Annotated in this window: 16 protein-coding genes; 8 read left to right on the forward strand and 8 right to left on the reverse strand. The window is 64.6% G+C overall.

From position 1 onward, the window contains the following. The first annotated feature begins 606 nt into the window (after positions 1-606). Positions 607-1104 (forward strand): uracil-DNA glycosylase, encoded by a 498-nt coding sequence (locus tag AB0O52_RS13740; RefSeq protein WP_364538599.1) that lies wholly within the window; start codon positions 607-609, stop codon positions 1102-1104. 6 nt (positions 1105-1110) lie between these two features. On the opposite strand, the gene AB0O52_RS13745 is transcribed toward AB0O52_RS13740, so the two are convergent. Together AB0O52_RS13745 and AB0O52_RS13750 are read right to left on the reverse strand one after the other, a co-directional pair. After that, positions 1111-1557, reverse strand: a complete 447-nt coding sequence (locus AB0O52_RS13745) for a DoxX family protein (RefSeq protein WP_364538399.1) — start codon at positions 1555-1557, stop codon at positions 1111-1113. 127 nt (positions 1558-1684) lie between these two features. After that, on the reverse strand, positions 1685-3904 hold the full coding sequence (locus AB0O52_RS13750; RefSeq protein WP_364538401.1) for an NADP-dependent isocitrate dehydrogenase: 2220 nt from the start codon (positions 3902-3904) through the stop codon (positions 1685-1687). Between the two features lie 210 nt (positions 3905-4114). Here AB0O52_RS13750 and AB0O52_RS13755 point away from each other — a divergent pair, with 210 nt between their 5' ends. Together AB0O52_RS13755 and AB0O52_RS13760 are read left to right on the forward strand one after the other, a co-directional pair. Beyond that, the gene (locus AB0O52_RS13755) at positions 4115-5107 is read left to right on the forward strand and encodes a hypothetical protein (protein ID WP_364538402.1); all 993 of its coding nucleotides are present in this window, start codon (positions 4115-4117) and stop codon (positions 5105-5107) included. Positions 5108-5277: 170 nt separating this feature from the next. Beyond that, entirely contained in the window at positions 5278-6306 is a 1029-nt protein-coding gene (locus AB0O52_RS13760; RefSeq protein WP_364538404.1) for a hypothetical protein, read from the forward strand. 210 nt (positions 6307-6516) lie between these two features. Here AB0O52_RS13760 and purH read toward each other — a convergent pair whose 3' ends face one another. Beyond that, positions 6517-8214 carry a bifunctional phosphoribosylaminoimidazolecarboxamide formyltransferase/IMP cyclohydrolase gene (gene purH, locus AB0O52_RS13765; protein ID WP_364538406.1) on the reverse strand — a complete coding sequence of 566 codons (1698 nt, stop codon included), beginning with the start codon at positions 8212-8214 and terminating at the stop codon, positions 6517-6519. Between the two features lie 120 nt (positions 8215-8334). On the opposite strand from purH, the gene AB0O52_RS13770 reads away from it, so the two are divergent. From AB0O52_RS13770 to AB0O52_RS13780, 3 genes are read left to right on the forward strand one after another with little or no spacing between them, the layout of a single operon-like run. Continuing rightward, the gene (locus AB0O52_RS13770; protein WP_364538408.1) at positions 8335-9273 is read left to right on the forward strand and encodes a BadF/BadG/BcrA/BcrD ATPase family protein; all 939 of its coding nucleotides are present in this window, start codon (positions 8335-8337) and stop codon (positions 9271-9273) included. Next, positions 9257-10231: an N-acetylmuramic acid 6-phosphate etherase gene (gene murQ, locus AB0O52_RS13775; RefSeq protein WP_364538410.1), complete on the forward strand. Its 975-nt coding sequence runs from the start codon at positions 9257-9259 to the stop codon at positions 10229-10231. The genes AB0O52_RS13770 and murQ overlap by 17 nt, the downstream gene beginning before the upstream one ends. A gap of 19 nt (positions 10232-10250) precedes the next feature. Further along, a complete protein-coding gene (locus tag AB0O52_RS13780; RefSeq protein ID WP_364538412.1) occupies positions 10251-11603 on the forward strand; it encodes an MFS transporter in 1353 nt (450 codons plus the stop codon). A gap of 219 nt (positions 11604-11822) precedes the next feature. Here the strand turns inward: AB0O52_RS13780 and purN are convergent, their stop codons facing one another. Further along, positions 11823-12395: a phosphoribosylglycinamide formyltransferase gene (purN, locus tag AB0O52_RS13785; RefSeq protein ID WP_364538414.1), complete on the reverse strand. Its 573-nt coding sequence runs from the start codon at positions 12393-12395 to the stop codon at positions 11823-11825. Between the two features lie 38 nt (positions 12396-12433). On the opposite strand from purN, the gene AB0O52_RS13790 reads away from it, so the two are divergent. Then, entirely contained in the window at positions 12434-12856 is a 423-nt protein-coding gene (locus tag AB0O52_RS13790) for a hypothetical protein (RefSeq protein WP_364538416.1), read from the forward strand. A 30-nt stretch (positions 12857-12886) separates the two neighbouring features. Here AB0O52_RS13790 and AB0O52_RS13795 read toward each other — a convergent pair whose 3' ends face one another. Beyond that, positions 12887-14218, reverse strand: a complete 1332-nt coding sequence (locus AB0O52_RS13795) for a DUF6350 family protein (protein WP_364538418.1) — start codon at positions 14216-14218, stop codon at positions 12887-12889. 347 nt (positions 14219-14565) lie between these two features. Between AB0O52_RS13795 and AB0O52_RS13800 the strand changes: the two genes are divergently transcribed. Then, positions 14566-15030, forward strand: coding sequence for a DUF4383 domain-containing protein (locus AB0O52_RS13800; RefSeq protein WP_364538420.1), 465 nt, complete (start codon positions 14566-14568; stop codon positions 15028-15030). A 156-nt stretch (positions 15031-15186) separates the two neighbouring features. Here the strand turns inward: AB0O52_RS13800 and AB0O52_RS13805 are convergent, their stop codons facing one another. From AB0O52_RS13805 to AB0O52_RS13815, 3 genes are read right to left on the reverse strand one after another with little or no spacing between them, the layout of a single operon-like run. Next, positions 15187-15918: a maleylpyruvate isomerase family mycothiol-dependent enzyme gene (locus tag AB0O52_RS13805; RefSeq protein WP_364538422.1), complete on the reverse strand. Its 732-nt coding sequence runs from the start codon at positions 15916-15918 to the stop codon at positions 15187-15189. Then, positions 15918-16745, reverse strand: a complete 828-nt coding sequence (locus AB0O52_RS13810; protein WP_364538424.1) for a fumarylacetoacetate hydrolase family protein — start codon at positions 16743-16745, stop codon at positions 15918-15920. Before AB0O52_RS13810 ends, AB0O52_RS13805 begins: the two co-directional genes overlap by 1 nt. Beyond that, positions 16742-17878 carry a cupin domain-containing protein gene (locus AB0O52_RS13815; RefSeq protein ID WP_364538426.1) on the reverse strand — a complete coding sequence of 379 codons (1137 nt, stop codon included), beginning with the start codon at positions 17876-17878 and terminating at the stop codon, positions 16742-16744. The genes AB0O52_RS13810 and AB0O52_RS13815 overlap by 4 nt, the downstream gene beginning before the upstream one ends. Positions 17879-17888 lie beyond the last annotated feature (10 nt).

Raw genomic sequence — 17888 nt, forward strand, 5'->3', positions numbered from 1 at the left:
GGAACGGACGTGCCCCCACGCGCCCCGGTACCGGCCCCTGCCCGACCCCAGGAGACCCCTGCTCTCATGACCGCATTGGCCGAACCGGACTATTTCGACGTACACGAAGAGGATTACCGCAGCGCCCTGGACTCGCGGTACGAGGAAGGTTTCGGGCGCGGCCCCGAGCTCGACGACGACGACTACAGCGGCTACGACGAACTCGACAAGCTCTTCGATGGTTTGTTCGACGACGAGGATGACCTGGACGCCCCGGCCAAGGCCGAAAAGAAGGCGCCGGCCAGGAAAGACGCTCCCAAGGCCACTGCCGTAAAGGCCGTCACGCCGAAGAAGGCTTCCTCAATTTCTATGCCCAAGGCCAGCCCGGTCATCACCCGCAAGGTGGAACCTGCGGCCGCTCCCGCCGTCGAAAACACTCCGACGGTAACCGCCGTCGAACCGACCGCCGTCGAACCGGCAAGCTCCGCAGAGGCTTCCGCCGAAGAAGCCGTGGCTCCACCGGTCCCGGACAGCCCCTTCTTCGCCCCGCACATCGCGCCGGTGAACCAGCATGTGGATTTCCTCCGCAAGCTCCGCCCCGGCTTCGAAGTCCCCTATGTGGATCCGATGCACTCGGTGGAGGACTGCCGGATTGTCACCCTGTTTTCCAACAACAGCGAGGCCTCCTCGCGGGGCGTTGTCTGGGCCGGCGACGACGCCGCCGCCACCCGGCTACTGGGCCTGCAGTTCCAGCTCGGCCTGCGCCCGGAATGGATGATGCCCTGGAACACCCACCCGTGGTTCACTCCGGGCGAGGCGAACGGGAAGCTGACTCCGGAGCAGATCGCCGCAGGCCTCAAGCCGCTCATCGCTTTCCTCAAACTCGTTCCACGCGCTTCGGCGATCGTCGCCCATGGAACGGAAGCCAACCGCCTGGCGCAGATGCTCCTCAAGACTGACAACCAGCTGATTTGGCGCCGCGGCTTGAAGGTCTACAAGGCCCGTTCGCTGCACGGGCGCGCGTTCGCCGGGTCCAAGGAACGCCAGACCGAATGGCTGATCGAAATGGGGCGCTCCTACGCGGACGCCATGGCCCGCGCGGGTCTCCAGGCCGGTCGGCGCTAGGGCCGCCTAGCGCCGCGTCTTCCGGGCTGGCTTGCCGGCAAACAGTTTCCGGTCCAGCGAAACCGCCCCCGAACCGATGAAGGCAAACGCCAACGCCAACGCGATGTACAGAATGAGCAGCTCGGCGTTGATTCCGGGACTATTGCTCAACAGGGGCTTGCCCGATTCGGTGACAAACCAGATCCCGGCGTACATCAGGGCGGCCAGGAAACCAGCCACCCTGGTCAGGGCGCCGAGCACCAAAAGTGCGCCCAGCCCGGTTTCGCCCCAGATGACGAGCCAGGACATCAGCTCCGCCTTTTGAACACCCATTGCAGCGATGGTTGCCTCGAACGCGGGCTGCCCTGCGAGCAGCTTCTGGACTCCGTGCAGTAGCAAAAGGCCGCCGAACACGATCCTCAGAAAGGCGATGCCACGCGAGGACGATGTGTGCGAAGGAAGGAGGAATTTCACCCGGTCCAATCTTCCATGCCGACGGCAGAGCTCAAAACGGCCGCTTAACGCAACTGACTCGCAGTTGTTGTCGTTCTGAGCTCTCAAAGCGACAACAACTGCGAGTCAGTTGGGTGGGGCGGGGTGCCTAGTTCAGCGTGGCGACAACCTCGTTGAGCTTTGCGGACGGACGCATCACGGCCTCTGCCTTTGCGGCATCGGGGCGGTAGTAGCCGCCGATGTCGACAGGCGAACCCTGGACTTCGAGCAGCTCGGCGACGATCGTTTCCTCGTTGGACGTCAGGGCTCCGGCGACGGCGGAGAACGCCGCGGCGAGTTCGGCGTCGTCTGTCTGCTGGGCCAGTTCCTGTGCCCAGTACTTGGCGAGGTAATAGTGGCTGCCTCGGTTGTCGAGTTCGCCGACCCGTCGCTTCGGGGACTTGTTGTCCAGGAGGAATGTGCCCGTGGCACGGTCCAGCGTGTCGGCGAGGACCTGGGCCCGGGCGTTGCCCGTGGTTGCGGCTAGGTGCTCGAAGCTAACCGCCAGCGCGAGGAATTCGCCCAGGCTGTCCCAGCGCAAGTGGTTTTCCTGCAGGAGCTGCTGGACGTGCTTCGGAGCCGAACCGCCGGCACCGGTCTCGAAGAGGCCGCCGCCGTTGATCAGCGGAACCACGGAGAGCATCTTGGCGCTGGTGCCAAGTTCGAGGATCGGGAACAGGTCGGTGAGGTAGTCACGCAACACGTTTCCGGTAACCGAGATGGTGTCTTCGCCCTTGCGGATCCGCTCCAGCGTGAACGCGGTGGCCTTCTCCGGGGACATGATTTCGATCTGCAGGCCCTCGGTGTCGTGGTCCTTCAGGTATTCCTTGACCTTGGCGATCAGCTGGGCGTCGTGGGCGCGGCTTTCGTCGAGCCAGAACACGGCCGGCATCTTGGAAGCGCGGGCACGCGTGACAGCGAGCTTGACCCAGTCACGGATCGGCACGTCCTTGGTCTGGCAGGCGCGCCAGATGTCGCCCGGGGAGACCTGGTGTTCGATCAGCACGGTTCCGGAGGAATCCACAACCTGCATGGTCCCGGCGTACTCAACCTCGAAGGTCTTGTTGTGGCTGCCGTATTCTTCAGCCGCTTGTGCCATCAGTCCGACGTTCGGAACCGTCCCCATGGTGGTGGGGTCGAAGGCGCCATGTGCACGGCAGTCATCGATGACAACCTGGTAGACGTCCGCGTAGCAGCTGTCCGGGATGACGGCGAGGGTGTCGTGCTCCTTGCCGTCCGGGCCCCACATGTGGCCGGAGCTGCGGATCATGGCCGGCATCGAGGCGTCAACGATGATGTCGCTGGGAACGTGGAGGTTGGTGATGCCCTTGTCAGAATCGACCATGGCCAGTGCGGGGCCGTCTTCCAGGCCCTTCTTGATGGCCGCCTTGATGCCTTCGCGGACGTCCTCCGGGAGTTCATCGAGGCCGTTGAGGATGGAAGCGAGGCCATTGTTGGCGCTCAGCCCGGCGGCAGCAATCTGCTTGCCGTAAGTGTCGAAGAGCTCGGAGAAGTACGCCTTGACGACGTGGCCGAAGATGATCGGGTCGGAGACCTTCATCATGGTGGCCTTCAGGTGTGCCGAGAACAGCACGCCCTCTTCCTTGGCACGGACCACCTGACCAGCCAGGAACTCGTCCAAGGCCGCAGCGCGCATCACGGTGCCGTCCACAACTTCACCAGCGAGGACGGGGAAGGCCGGCTTGAGGACCTTGACGGTGCCGTCTTCGCGGACAATCTGGATCTTGACGGTGTCATCGGCGGGGATGACCACGGACTTCTCGTTGGAGCGGAAGTCGTTCGCCGTCATGTGCGCAACATTGGTCTTGGAGTCCGCGCTCCAGGCACCCATGGAGTGCGGGTTCTGGCGGGCGTAGTTCTTCACCGACAGGGGTGCGCGGCGGTCCGAGTTGCCTTCGCGCAGGACCGGGTTGACGGCCGAGCCCTTGATCTTGTCGTAACGTGAGCGGATGTCCGTCTCTTCGTCCGAGGAGGGGTTGTCCGGGTAGTCCGGAAGCGCGTAGCCCTGCGCCTGCAGTTCGGCAATGGCTGCCTTGAGCTGCGGGACGGACGCGCTGATGTTGGGGAGCTTGATGATGTTGGCTTCGGGTTTCTTTGCCAGTTCACCCAGTTCGGCCAGTGCGTCGCTGATCCGCTGCTCTTCAGTCAGGTAGTCGCCGAAGACGGCGATGATTCGGCCGGCCAGCGAAATGTCGCGGGTCTCGACCTCCACGCCCGCCGTCGAGGCGAAGGCTTCCACAATCGGCAGGAACGAGTACGTCGCCAGCATCGGCGCTTCGTCAGTGTGGGTATAGATAATCTTTGCCATTGGCGGGGCATCTCCCTGAAAGTCTGCAGATTTCAACATCTCTAACTTACCCGAGGGGGCCGGATTGGCGCGTACTGGGACGGTTCCGAACGAGCTATGCAACGTCATAGCCCGCCGGACCATATGTACGTCCGCGCCAAATCGGAGTAGGTTCATTGGGTCAAACTGTGGCCGACGACACGTGGCCGCCAAACGATTGGCAGGACAATCATGACAAAGAAATCACTCCCCATCACTGGTCTCCTGAGCCTCCTTACCTCCGCCGTTTTGACCCTCTGTGCCGCTGGAGGGGCGGCAGCCGCAATGCCTTTCACTGCGGTTTCGAGCTTTGCAGCGCCTGGGACGCAGCAGCTCGTCAGCTTGGCGACAACAAACACCGACCCCACTGCGTACTGGACTCCCGAACGGATGCAAGCAGCAATCCCCGGCGATGTCCTTGCAGGAAAAGCCCTCGCACGAGGTGGAACCTCCAGCACCGCCGGCGGCACGGTCGAAACCGGCCCGCCAGTGAAAATCGCCAGCACCAAGGTCGGCAGCCCGAGCCTGCATCAAGACGAAGACCCCATTGACCACGTCGGCAAGGTCTTCTTCACCATGGGCGCCTTCGCCTATGTCTGCTCCGGCAACGTCGTCGTGTCGGATAACGACAGCACCGTCGCGACCGCGGGCCACTGTGTCAATGAGGGTCCTGGCGCGTTCGTCCGGAACTTCGTTTTCGTTCCGGCTTATCTCAACGGGAAAGCTCCTTATGGCATCTGGCCTGCCAAAGCCCTCTACACCACACCCCAGTGGCGCACCGCGGGCGACATCCGCTATGACACAGGCTTCGCAGTCACTGCCACGGTGAACGGCAAGCACTTGGCCGACGTCGTCGGCGCGTCCGGCGTGGAGTTCAACCAGGACCGGGGACTCAGCTACCAAGCCTTTGGCTACCCTGCCGCGCCGCCGTTCGACGGACAATCGCTGAAGAGCTGTTCGGGCGACGCCACCGATGATCCCATCAATCCACAGTTCAAGGCACAGGGCATTCCCTGCGATATGACCGGCGGTTCATCGGGCGGACCCTGGATGGTCGACTCCGGGCGGGATTCCTACCAAAACTCCATTACTAGCTACGGCTACCCCGGTGGCCCGGCCGTGATCTACGGGCCGTATTGGGGCTCCGTCATCCGGGAAGCCTACGAGTCGGCGTCCACATCCTAGGTGTTCGGCCACCCGGAAAAATGGCAGAATTCGCATCTTGTCAAAACGAAAGTCAAATCTCACACAATTTCGACAATTTCTTTACATGCTTGTCACGTCTTGGGTAGTTTCGGTTCCGTCAGTCGGAGGCCACCACCAACCGGCGCCTACCCCCGATCTCTAGGACAACTGTGACGAGAACCAAGACCCTGGCCACAAGTCTGCTCGGCCTCGCTGCCGCCGCCTTGCTCGCACTGGGCGCCGGCAGCGGGGCCACCGCGGCTCCGTCCATAAGCCATGGCACCGATGCGTCGACCGTCAGCAGCGATTCGGCGTCGGATGGCAGCACCGCTGACTATTGGACTCCGGAACGGATGAAGGACGCCGTCTCCGGCGACGTTCTGGCGACCAAGGCGCTCACCCGGGCACACGCCGCAGTGGGCCTTGCCGATCTCCCGGTTTCTCCCGAGGAGCTTTTTCCCGCGCTTGGCCGCGCAGTGACTATCGAAGGCCAGAAACCCACCAGCACCACAGCACCGTCGGCCGTGGATCGCAAAGCCAACGCAGGTGAGGCTCCTGTCTCGCACATCGGGAAGGTGTTCTTCACCCTGGGCGGAGTGAACTATGTCTGCTCGGGCAACTCCGTCGCCTCGGCCAATCAAAGCACCGTCTCCACCGCGGGCCACTGCGTGAACGAGGGCCCCGGAGCGTTCGCGAGCAACTTCACGTTTGTTCCTGCCTACCTCGATGGCGCCGCGCCCTACGGCAAATGGACAGCCAAGGCGCTGTACACCACCAGCCAGTGGTCCTCGAGCGGAAACATGCAGTACGACACCGGTTTCGCCGTCATGAACACGCTCAATGGCCAAAGGCTCTCAGGCGTGGTGGGTGCCTCAGGGGTCCAGTTCAATGCCGCCCGAGGACTTGCCTACAAATCGTTCGGATACCCTGCAGCATCTCCCTTCACCGGAGAATCACTGAAGAGCTGCTCCGGCACGGCCGGCAACGATCCCTACAACCCCCAGTACAACACCCAGGGGATCGCTTGCAACATGACGGGTGGCTCCTCCGGTGGCCCGTGGTTCATTGGCACCAGCTCCAGCGGGTACCAGAACTCGGTGAACAGCTACGGCTACGGCAGCAACTCCACCACGATGTACGGCCCATACTGGGGCACGGTCATCCAGGGCACCTATCAGACGGCGTCCACGGCCTCGTAGCCTCCCCCTCTCCCCGGACATGCCCCCTGCTCGCTCCCAGGACTGGACATATTGCGAATATGCCCAGTCCTGAGCACGAAAAATGGACATGTCCCCCGGGAATGGGGGGACATGTCCATTTTTCAGTGGAGCGGCTGGGCTTGGTGGAGCGGGTGGGCTTAGTGGAGCGGGTGCGCCTAGTGGAAGCCCAGACCTAGTGGAAGCCCGGGCTTAGTGGAAGAAGTGCCTTGCTCCCGTGAAGTACATCGTGATCCCGGCGGCGTTGGCCGCGGCAATGACTTCCTCGTCGCGCACTGAACCGCCAGGCTGGACGACGGCGCGGACACCGGCGTCGATCAGGATCTGCAGGCCATCGGCGAACGGGAAGAACGCGTCGGAAGCGGCCACGGCACCGCGGGCGCGCTCGGGTGCGCCAGTCGCGCCTGATTCTGTCCCCCCGACATTTGACGCACCGCCGGGGGCATCGCCCCCAACAGCACCGTCGGACTCCACCTGAACGCCCAGGGTGTTGGCGCGTTCAACGGCCAGTTTGCACGAGTCCAGGCGGTTGACCTGGCCCATGCCGATGCCGACTGCGGCTCCGTTGTTGGCGAGGAGGATCGCGTTGGACTTGGCGGCGCGGCAAGCGGTCCAGGCGAACGCGAGGTCGGCCAGCGTCGCGTCGTCGGCAGCTTGACCGGCGGCGAGGGTCCAGTTGGCGGGGTTGTCGCCGTCGGCGTCCACCTTGTCGGCCTGCTGGACGAGGACGCCGCCCGAGACCTGGCGCATCTCCGTGGGGTAGCGGCCATAACCGTCCGGCAGCGCCAGCAGGCGGATGTTCTTCTTCTTGGACAGGATTTCAACGGCTTCCGGCTCGAAGCCCGGGGCGATGACAACCTCGGTGAAGATCCCGGCTACAGTCTGCGCCATGCCCGCCGTGACAATGCTGTTTGCCGCGATGACGCCGCCGAAAGCGGACACCGGATCGCAGGCGTGGGCCTTGGCGTGGGCGTCGGCGATGGGGTCGGCGGCATCGGCGGAACCGACGGCGACACCGCAGGGGTTGGCGTGCTTGATGATGGCGACCGCTGGCTCGGAGAAGTCGAACGCGGCGCGGAGGGCGGCGTCGGCGTCGACGAAGTTGTTGTAGCTCATGGCCTTGCCGTGCAGCTGGTCTGCCTGGGCGATGCCGGCGGGCGCGGCCTTGTCCACGTAGAGGGCGGCCTGCTGGTGCGGGTTTTCGCCGTAACGCAGGACCTCGGAGCGCTCCAGCGCGAGACCGGCGTAGGCGGGCCAGTCAATGACGCCATCGCCGTCTTCGTCGAGGAACTGGCTGGCGGTCCAGGTGGCAACGGCCGTGTCGTACGCTGCGGTGTGGGCGAAGGCTTTCGCTGCCAGGCGGCGGCGGGTCTTCAGGTCGAAGCCACCCGAAGCGGCGGCTTCCACCACGGCGCCGTAGAAGTTCGGGTCGACGACGATCGCGACGGCGGCATGGTTCTTCGCGGCCGAACGCACCATGGCGGGGCCTCCGATGTCGATCTGCTCGACGACGTCGTCCTGCTCAGCGCCGGAGCGGACGGTCTCCACGAACGGGTAGAGGTTGACCACTACGAGGTCGAAGGGCTCGATCTCCATCTTGGCCAGCGTTTCCATGTGGGCAGGAACCCGGCGGTCGGCCAGGATGCCGCCGTGCACGCGCGGGTGCAGGGTCTTGACCCGGCCATCGAGCATCTCCGGGGAACCGGTGACTTCTTCGACTTCCTTGACCGGAATACCGGCTGCGGCAATCCTCTTCGCGGTGGAGCCGGTGGAGACGATGGCGACTCCTGCTGCGTGCAGGCCCTTCGCGAGCTCCTCCAGCCCCGTCTTGTCGTAAACCGAGATCAGTGCACGGCGGATGGGAACACGGTCAAGCTGCGTCAAGCTCACAAAAGTCTCCGTCTTATATCGCGGGATTCCGCGGTTGCTGGGGATATGGACGAGTTTATCGTGTTGTGGCTCCTCTTAGTTTTTCGAGACGTGGCGGCGCCCGCAACATATGGTTGGGCCATGGATTCCGCGGATGTGATTTTGGTGGCCGACGTCGGCAAGAGCCGATGCAGGGTAGAACTCCGGCAGGGCGATGAGGTGTTGGGCTCGGCGGACCAGCAAGGCTTCCCCGGCCTGGGCATGGACAACGGCGCCCGGCTCGCCTTCGAGCTCCTCGCAGACACCGCAGCCATGCTGCCGCGAGGGCTTCCGGCAGCATTCCCGGAAGGTTCGTTGCGCGGAATCGGCGCCGCCGTGGCCGGGGTTGAGGCATCGGCGGCGAACTCCCACCGGCTCGCCGTCCTGCTTTCCGAACGCTTCAAGGTCCCGGCCGCGGTCCTCTCGGACGCCACCGCGGCCCAGCTCGGCGCCCTGGACGGCGCGCCCGGAACCGTGCTGATTGTGGGCACGGGGGCCGTTGCCTTCCGCTTCGACGACGCCGGCACCCTCCACCGTGCCGACGGCTGGGGACCGCTGTTGGGCGATCGCGGAAGCGGCCGGTGGATCGGCCAGCAGGGTCTCCAGGCCGCACTGCAAGCGCACGACGGCGGCCCTGCCACTTCGCTGCTCGGCGCGGCTGCCGCGCTCGTCGGCTCGCCCGCGCAGCTTCCCGCGTGGCTCGCCGAATCCGACAACCCGGCCCGGACGATGGCGCGTTTCGCCCCATCGGTGCTGAAAGAAGCGGAGGCGGGAGACGCCGTCGCACGCGGGATTGTGGACGAAGCTTGCAGGCTCCTCGTGAACACTGTGTTGCTTGCCTCCGGCGACACGGACAAAGTGGCGCTCCTTGGCGGCGTCGTGAAATCGGAGTTCTTCGGCGGGCTCTTGCACAACGCCCTCGCTTCGGCTGGGATTGAGGTGGTTGCGGCACTCGGCGATGGCATGGACGGGGCCGCCCTCGCAGCGAACCGCCGCGGGCTCCTCCAGGAAAGGTACATTCACCGTGACGGAACAGCCTGACGCACCTTCCCCAGACTCTCCCGGTTCCCCTGACGGCGACCGGCTCAAGGAACTCCGCTCCGAGCTCGCGGGCCTGCAAACAGAAGCGGCATCGCCCGCGCTCAGTGAATTGGACACCATGGGCACGGCCGAACTCGTCGCCGCCATGAACGAGCAGAACCGGGGCGTCCCGGCCGCCGTCGAACAAGCCAGCGAGCAGATCGCCGCAGTGGTCGACGCCGTTGCCGAACGCCTCGCCCGCGGCGGCCGGCTGCTCTACGTCGGCGCCGGAACTGCCGGACGGCTCGGGGTGTTGGACGCGAGCGAATGCCCGCCCACGTTCGGCACTCCCCCGGGACTCGTCGTCGGGATCATTGCGGGCGGCACCCAGGCTATCCAGAAACCGGTGGAATACGCCGAGGACAACGCCACGGCCGGGGCCCGGGACCTGCACGACATCAGCGTGACCGAGGCGGACGCCGTCGTCGGAATCTCGGCATCGGGTCGCACGCCGTACGTGATCGGCGCCCTCGAGGAGGCCCGCAGCCGGGGCGCCTTCACGGCATCGATCACCTGCAACCACGGCTCACCCATCAGCAAATTGGCGGACGTGGCGATCGACGTCGTAGTCGGCCCGGAATTCATTGCCGGTTCAACGCGGCTGAAGGCGGGGACCGCCCAGAAACTCGTCCTCAACATGATCAGCACGCTCGCCATGGTCAAGCTCGGGAAGACCTACGGGAACCTGATGGTCGACCTGCGCGCCACCAACAACAAACTCCTTGCGAGGTCCCAACGGACCATCCAACATGCCACCGGCGTGGACGCGGAGACGGCGATTCGCGCGCTCGATTCCGTCGGCGGATCGGTCAAGGCGGCCATCCTGGTGCTACTGACGGGCATCGATCCCACGCAGGCGAAGAACGCTTTGGATGAGGCCGGGGGCTTCCTGCGAAAGGCGATCGAGAAGCACGGATAGAGTTTCCCCAGGAGGGGAAATGAATACTTACACAACCGTCCCGAGCGGCGAGCAGGTTGTCCAGGAGCTGCCGTGGCGGTGGAAGGTCCAGGGCCGGATCTTCCTGATCGGTGGCCTCGGCTTCATGTTCGATGCCTGGGACGTCACCCTCAACGGCATCCTCATTCCGCTGCTTTCCAAGCATTGGTCCCTCCAGCCCGCCGACGCCGGATGGATCGGCACAGCCAACCTGATAGGCATGGCCTTGGGCGCCTTCGTCTGGGGAACCATCGCGGACACGATCGGCCGGAAACGGGCATTCACCGCCACCCTGCTCATCTTCTCGATCTTCACCGTGCTGGGTGCCTTTTCCCCGGACTTAGTCTGGTTCTGCATCTTCCGCTTCATGGCCGGCTTCGGCCTGGGCGGTTGCATTCCAGTGGATTACGCCTTGGTAGGTGAATTCACCCCACGGAAGCAACGCGGCAAGGTGCTTACTGCCATGGATGGTTGGTGGCCTGTGGGCGCAGCCCTGTGCGGCTTCATTTCGGCCGGACTTGTTGCGGCCTTTGCCGATTGGCGCCTGACCATGCTCGTCATGGTGTTGCCTGCCCTGCTGGTGTTCTGGATCAGGCGGAGCGTGCCCGAATCCCCGCTCTTCCTCATCCGTAAGGGCCGGCGCCAGGAGGCCGCCGACGTCATCGACAGTCTCGTCCTGGCCACAGGAGCCGAGCCTCGCGCCTACAGCCTTCCCGCACCGCACGACGCGCCGCGCCTCTCCGCCTCCAGCGGGTGGCAGCAGCTGCGACTCGTCTGGCAGTTCAACTGGAAGATCACGACGGCGGCATGGGCCCTGTTTTTCAGCATCCTCCTGGTCTACTACTTGAGCCTGACGTGGATGCCGCGGATTCTGATCGGCGCCGGATTCGAGGAGTACAAGGCCTTCGTGACGACAGCCGGGATGGCCGGCGTCGGGCTCTTGGGCGTGGTGGCCACCGCGGTGCTCGTGGAGCGCGTGGGCCGCAAGTGGATCCTGGCCATCACCGGGCCACTGTCCGCGTTGACCCTGGTGATTGTGTCATTGGTGGTGGACATTCCTGACGCGGCGGTGTTTTGGCTGCTGGCGTTCGGCTTCGTTGTTCAAGTGGCCATACCGGTGCTTTATACCTACGTGTCGGAGCTCTACCCCACCGAGCTTCGGGGTTCCGGCTTCGGCTGGGCCTCCACATTTTCACGGGTTGGAGCCGGGATCGGGCCGCTCGTGTTCGCCTCGTATTTCTGGCCCGAGTTCGGCTTGGCAACGTCCTTCGCCTTGGCCGGCGGAGTCATTGTGCTCTCCGTGCTTTGGATGGCGTTGTTTGCCCCGGAGACCAAGCAGCTCGACCTCCACTGAGCATGCCCCCTGACCGAGGCAACGAGTGGACATAACAGCAATATGTCCATCCTTCGCGGGCAGCAGTGGGCATGTCCCTTGGGGAGCGCCGCACATGTCCATCCTTCGGGGCCAGCAGTGGGCATGTCCCCCCAGGGGTGCCCAACTAGCTCGCATTAGGTGTCGTTTTGAGCCCCCAATACGACAACTAATGCGAGTCAGTTGGGTCGGAAGGAGGACTCAGGCGTGCTTTCCCGCCGCGAGCTCTGCGAGGGTCCGGACCAGGAGCCTGCGCTCCACCACCTTGATGCGTTCGTGCAGGGTGTCTTCGGTGTCGTCCGGGGCGATTTCGACGGCTTCCTGGGCGATGATGGGCCCGGTGTCCACACCGGCGTCGGCCCAGTGGACAGTGCAGCCAGTCACTTTCACGCCGTAGGCCATGGCATCGCGGACTCCGTGGGCTCCCGGGAAAGCGGGCAGCAGTGCGGGGTGCGTGTTGAGGTACTTGCCGCCGAACGCGTCGATGAATTCCGGGCTGACAATCCGCATGAATCCGGAGGAAACCACCACGTCCGGATCGTACGAGGCAACGGCTTTGGTAAGCGCGGCGTTCCAATCGGCCCGGTCTGCATAGTCTTTGAAGTCCACCACGAAGGTGTCCAGTCCAGCTTCAGCGGAGCGTTCCACGCCGTAAGTACCCGGCCGGTCGGCTCCCACGGCCGCGATTTCAACGTCCAGCTCTCCCGCCTTCACGGCGTCGATTACTGCTTGGAGGTTGGAACCGGTGCCGGAGACGAGGACAACAATGCGCATTGCACTAGCTTATGGCTGGCTCGCGTAGGCTGGAAAACATGAATTCCGGCGTTGGACCCACCCCGCAGCATCAGCCACAGAGCGAGGCTGCTAAATCAGCGCTTGCCATTACCCAAACGCTGTTCAGGGCATTCCTGCTGACTGTTCTTGGCGCCATCTTCGTTTACACCCTGAACATCAGCTACGTCTGGCTCAGTGCCGTCCTCACCGTCATCGCGGGGGTGCTTGGAGTGGTGGTCCTCGTCCGGACGATCAGGTTCAAGCAACCGCGCATCGTGCTGTTTGGCACCATTTCCGGGCTTGTGGTCACCGCCATCATGTGCCTGCTGGTGATCACCGCGGTCGTCTTCTTCCAACAGATCACCACTTTGAGGGACTGTGCACGGGGCGCCCTGACGCTCCACGCCCAAACCTCGTGCCAGGTGGATTTCCAAAACTCCATTCCCTCCGGATTGCGCTAACCGGGGCGCAAGCCAGGTGAGTCGGGCACCTTAGCGGCGGTCGCCGTCGTACACCGCATCGTCGAGATCCGCTTCGCGGAGCTTCTGCCGCCTTTCGAGCCAGGGCCCCACCCAGTAACCGATCACGACGCCGATCCCCACCTCCGCGGCGATCCAGACTGCCGTCCCCCGCGGGTCCGGGCCGATCTCGGTGAGGCGACCGATTCCGGCGGAACCGCGCGCCAGCCAGGCAAGCGCTCCAGCCAAGGCCCCGGCCACAGACCCGATGAGCGCGCCAAGGATCAGCGTGGAAACAGGAGCCGTGAACCAGCGCGCCTTGATCTTGATGGAGAGCCATTCGTCGAAGTGATTCTCCCCCGCGCGCAGGAACCACCAGCCCGCCAACAGACCGGCGATCACCGGAAGGGCAAGGGCCGCGGCGCCGAAGTCGAGCTGTCCGGTGGGCAGTGCGCCGAAAACAGGAATCGCAGGCAGGGGCCCGACGGCGGTGCCCAGCGGCCCGACGTGGGAGCCGACACCGAGGGAGAACCCTGCGCCGGAGGACCAAGCCAAAGTGAAAACCGCCAGATTGGGCAGGTAGCCGAGCTGGGCGATGGTCAGGACGCCGCCGCCGAGGGCCCCGGCTTTCAGGCCTTCATAGACGGCGATGATGTCCGTCCAGTGCATGACAAGGTCGACGGCGAGCAGCGTCGCTGAGAGTGTCATGGCCGCCATGACCGCCACGAATCCAGCCTTGATGGCGGAGCCGAAGTAGGAACCGGCCCAACGGGAATGTTGGCTTGTGCGCGCGAGCCAATCGACGGCGTCGACGCCAATGAGCCTGCTCCAGGAGCCGGACTCACGCCGGGCCCCAACCACCATGCCGAGGCCGAACGGGATAAGCGGCAGAAACGCAGCGAACCAGATGTTGATGACTACGTCCTGCGTGCGGCACACGAATCCGGTGGCAGCGCCGAACGCCCCGTAGACAAGCAACGCTCCGAAAAAGGCCTGCCACAGCTGGTCCGTGTAGGAAGCCCTGGCCAGTCGGCGGCCCGCGCGCCATGCCAGGAGGAAGGGGACCAACGTCAGTCCGAGCGGGATAAGGGACAGCATCCCGGAGCCAGGCAGGCCTGCGGTTCCCATGTTGACGGTAGCAAGCTGCAGCGGCACGCCGTGGACGAGGAGCCAGGTTTGGCCAGCCAGGCGTGCCAGGAAGTCGATGGTGTGGTTCTGGAATCCGTCAGTTGCCCAGACGCCGATGAGCGGCAGGACCACCACGAGCGCCGAGATGATGGCGGCCTGGGCCGACTCAAGAGCACCCTGCAGCCACAAAGGCATGGGCAGGCCATGGTTACCGGTCTGATCAGCGCGCAGTTTCATCGTGTTCTATCGTGCCACGGCGTGCCGCGCTCCCCCGGCAGGCGCCCGCGCGGCCCGCAAATCCACCAACGCCCGCTCACTTATATCCCCCTCCCGGCCAACGCCCGCTCACGACCGCCGTGCCGCCGTCGTTTAAGTGAGCGAGCGTCCGGGAAAAACGCCACACAAGTGAGCGAGCGTCGGTAGAAAACGCCACACAAGTGAGCGAGCGTCGGTAGAAAACGCCATACAAGTGAGCGAGCGTCGAGTGCCGCCCCAGGGCCCGCCGGGCGCCGCCGATCCCGGCGCTTTTTGCATATGTCAGACGTAAAATTGGATTGTTCGCAATAGGTGGATGGAGGGCATAAATGACTACCGCAACCCCACATGCACATGGTGTTCACTTTGGACGGACGGACATCCAGAACATCGGCATGGGTGTAGGTATTCTGATGGCTCTGGTGGGCCTTCTCGGATTCATTCCGGGCATCACCATGCGGTACGGGGAACTGCAGTTCTTCGGGCCAAATTCGCACGCAATGCTCCTGGGTGTGTTCCAAGTGTCGCTGCTGCTGAACATTGTGCAGCTGCTCATCGGTGGAACCAGCTGGGCGATGTCCCGCTCGGGCGGCCATAGCGCACGCAATATCCTGATGAGCTACGGTGCCTTGTACATCGTGTTCAGTGTGTATGGACTGAGTGTCGGGGTTGATTCGGCGGCCAACTTCCTGTCGCTGAACACTCTCGACAACTGGACGTTCATGGTTTTGGGCATCCTGATGATCGCCGCAAGCTGGATGTTTTCACGGCATCTGGCCGACGACGCCAAATAGACCTGTTCACAGGCCCGGATTGAGTTAGCCCGGGATTACAGGAGCCGCCAATGGGTAGGATCTATAGCTAAATCTGAATAGTCATACAAGCGGTTGGTGCAGTTCCTGCGGTGAAGAAGCCGGGAGCTGTGCCAACCTTCTTTGTGCCCGACGCCGTCAGATCCACTTGGGTGCCGCCGGCACCGGCCCAGCACCGCCAGCCAGCCCGTCGGTCCCGCGCCCGGTGGCCCACTGCACGACGCCGGCGAGTGGCCCGGCGACCACGACCGCTGCGTCCGGGTCCCCGAAGACCAGGTCCGTGCCGGTGACTTTGACCAACAACCCGGTGTCGGTGCCGCGCGCGGACCACGCGGACGTGATGTCGCGGAGCAGCCGTTCCAGTACCGACGCCGGGATGTCACCGAACGATGCTCCGTTGTCCAGGTCGACGGCGTGGACCCAGACTTCGCGCGTGCGCATCCAGACCGTTTCCGACGCCGGGACTTCCCTGCCCTGGATGGTCCGGACCGTGTGGTGCCAGGCGTCCTCGGGCAGGTCGCGCCATTCCACGCTCAAGTGCACGGCGGAGTGGTCAAAGAGGTTCCGCAACGCAATGGGAGAAAGGGTGGCGCCGAAGTTGATCTCCTCATCCCGCACCGCGACTGAGGGGTACATGGGGGTCTCCACCCCGGTCGAGGCCCATTCCACCAGCCGCGCGATGGCCCGGGCGTTGTAGCCGATGTGTGCTACAACGTGGCGGCGGCTCCAGCCGGGAAGCAGCGAACCGCCGTCGAGCCCGGCATCGGTGAGTTCATTGAGCTTGCGGGCGAAAAACGCGGTCCCCCGCCGGGCCTGCAGCAGTTGTTCCTGCAGGCCCGGATCGGTGGTGAGGTCGTGGCGGGCGACCATCAGGCTTCCTTGACCACGCGGTTGTTCAGTTGGCCCAGGCCCTCGATGGCGGTGACCAGGAGCTGGCCTTCCTGGAGGTAGCGCTTGGGGTCCTGGGCGTGGCCCACACCGCCGGGTGTGCCGGTCGCGATGACGTCGCCCGGGTTCAGCGTGATGATGGTCGAGATGTAGGACACCAGGAATTCGGGCGTGAACACGAGGTCCCCGGTGGGGGTCTGCTGCTGGATCTCACCGTCAACGGCCGAGGTCATCAAGGGCCCGGCTGTGAACTCGTCTTTCGTGACCAGGGCGGGCCCGAAGGGCGTGGACTTCTCCCAGGTCTTGCCTTGCAGCCACTGGATGGTGCGGAACTGGTAGTCGCGCATGCTGATGTCGTTCAGAACCGAGTACCCGGCGATGTGGTCGGCCGCGTCGGCTTCGCTGATCCGCCGGCCTTTCTTGCCGATCACCACGGCGAGCTCGGCCTCCCAGTCAACCGTGTCCGATTCCTGCGGCAACGCGAGGTCGTCGTTGGGCCCGATCAAGGACTCGGCGTACTTCGCGAACAGGGTGGGGTATTCCGGAATTTCCCGGCCCATCTCCTTGATGTGGTTGCGGTAGTTGTGCCCGACGCAGATGATCTTGCCCGGTGAGGGCACGACGGCGGCGAGGTCGGCGCCGTCGTACGCGTGCGTTGCGCCGTGGGCTGCCTCCGCGATGGCCGCCCAGGCGGGGTCCCGCAGGAGGGCGCCCACGTCGGAGAAGCCGTGGATCTCGGTCAGGGTGTCGGCGTCCTGGCGGACCGCCGTCGTCGTTCCGGCGGAAGTGCGGAGGGTGAGGAGTCTCATTTGTTGCGTCCTTCGATGTACGTGCGGTTGAAGTTCAGTCGTTCGAAAATGGGGGCGTCGCTGAAGCGGAAGAGATCGAACTCGCTCTCGGCTTCGAGGGACCACAGAGCCCAGGACGGGACCACGAACAGGTCACCCTTCGCCAGGACCTTGGGCTCCCCGTTCAGCACCACGGTGCCAGTGCCTTCGAAGACCTGCCACACGCTCGAGCCGACCTCGCGCAGCGGCTCGGTGGAAGCCCCGGCCCGCAGCCTGTGGAACTCGGCGCGGATGGTGGGCATGACGTCCCCGCCGGTGGTCGGGTTGGTATAGCGCACGGCGGCGTGGCCCTGGGACATGGTGGCGGGGTGGCCTTCGTCCTCGAGAAGCAACTGTTCGCGAAGGGCCGCGTCCGTGTGCTCCCAGCGGTAAGCCGCGATGGGCGAGTTAGTCGTGTCCTCCAGCCCGGACAGCGGGCGAAGGCCCGGGTGCGCCCAAAGCCGCTCGGAGCGGGAGACGTCCGGGGTGGCCTCGTCCGTGACCCGCTCGGTGCCGAATTCGAAGAATCCGGCGTCGGCGTAATGCACGAACGGGATGTCCAGACCGTCGATCCAGGCCATCGGCTGATCGGTGTCGTTGTGGTGGCCGTGGAAGTTCCAGCCCGGAGTCAGCAGGAAATCCCCGCGACGCATCGCCACAGGATCCCCGTTCACCACGGTCCACACCCCTTCGCCCTCGACGACGAAACGGAACGCGTTCTGTGAGTGGCGGTGCTCCGGAGCCGTCTCGTGCGGACCCAGATACTGGATCGCGGCCCACAACGTCGGCGTCGCATACGGCGTGCCGGCCAGGCCCGGGTTGGCCAACGCGATGGCCCGGCGTTCCCCGCCGCGGCCCACAGGGACCAGGTCTCCGGCACGGGCCGCCAAGGGATACAGATCGTTCCAGCGCCACACGTGCGGCACGGCTTTCGGGGACGGCAGCATCGGCATCAGGTCCGCGATCTCCGTCCAGAGCGGGACCAGGTTCCCGGCTTCGAAGTCGCGGTACAACTGCGCAAGCTGCGCAGCTTCCTCGGGAGTCGGTTCCGGAACCGCGTGCACTGTGCCAGAGGCAACTGATTGATGGGTTGTGCTATCGGCGCTGATCGACACAGGGGCCTCC

Source organism: Arthrobacter sp. NPDC080073 (genome assembly GCF_040686575.1).
Classification (GTDB): Bacteria; Actinomycetota; Actinomycetes; order Actinomycetales; family Micrococcaceae; genus Arthrobacter.

Coding starts and splice junctions, on each gene's coding strand:
- AB0O52_RS13740 (WP_364538599.1), top strand. CDS start 607: ATGCACTCGGTGGAGGACTGCCGGATTGTCACCCTGTTTTCCAACAAC.
- AB0O52_RS13750 (WP_364538401.1), bottom strand. CDS start 3,904: ATGGCAAAGATTATCTATACCCACACTGACGAAGCGCCGATGCTGGCG.
- AB0O52_RS13755 (WP_364538402.1), top strand. CDS start 4,115: ATGACAAAGAAATCACTCCCCATCACTGGTCTCCTGAGCCTCCTTACC.
- AB0O52_RS13770 (WP_364538408.1), top strand. CDS start 8,335: ATGGATTCCGCGGATGTGATTTTGGTGGCCGACGTCGGCAAGAGCCGA.
- AB0O52_RS13780 (WP_364538412.1), top strand. CDS start 10,251: ATGAATACTTACACAACCGTCCCGAGCGGCGAGCAGGTTGTCCAGGAG.
- purN (WP_364538414.1), bottom strand. CDS start 12,395: ATGCGCATTGTTGTCCTCGTCTCCGGCACCGGTTCCAACCTCCAAGCA.
- AB0O52_RS13790 (WP_364538416.1), top strand. CDS start 12,434: ATGAATTCCGGCGTTGGACCCACCCCGCAGCATCAGCCACAGAGCGAG.
- AB0O52_RS13795 (WP_364538418.1), bottom strand. CDS start 14,218: ATGAAACTGCGCGCTGATCAGACCGGTAACCATGGCCTGCCCATGCCT.
- AB0O52_RS13800 (WP_364538420.1), top strand. CDS start 14,566: ATGACTACCGCAACCCCACATGCACATGGTGTTCACTTTGGACGGACG.
- AB0O52_RS13805 (WP_364538422.1), bottom strand. CDS start 15,918: ATGGTCGCCCGCCACGACCTCACCACCGATCCGGGCCTGCAGGAACAA.
- AB0O52_RS13810 (WP_364538424.1), bottom strand. CDS start 16,745: ATGAGACTCCTCACCCTCCGCACTTCCGCCGGAACGACGACGGCGGTC.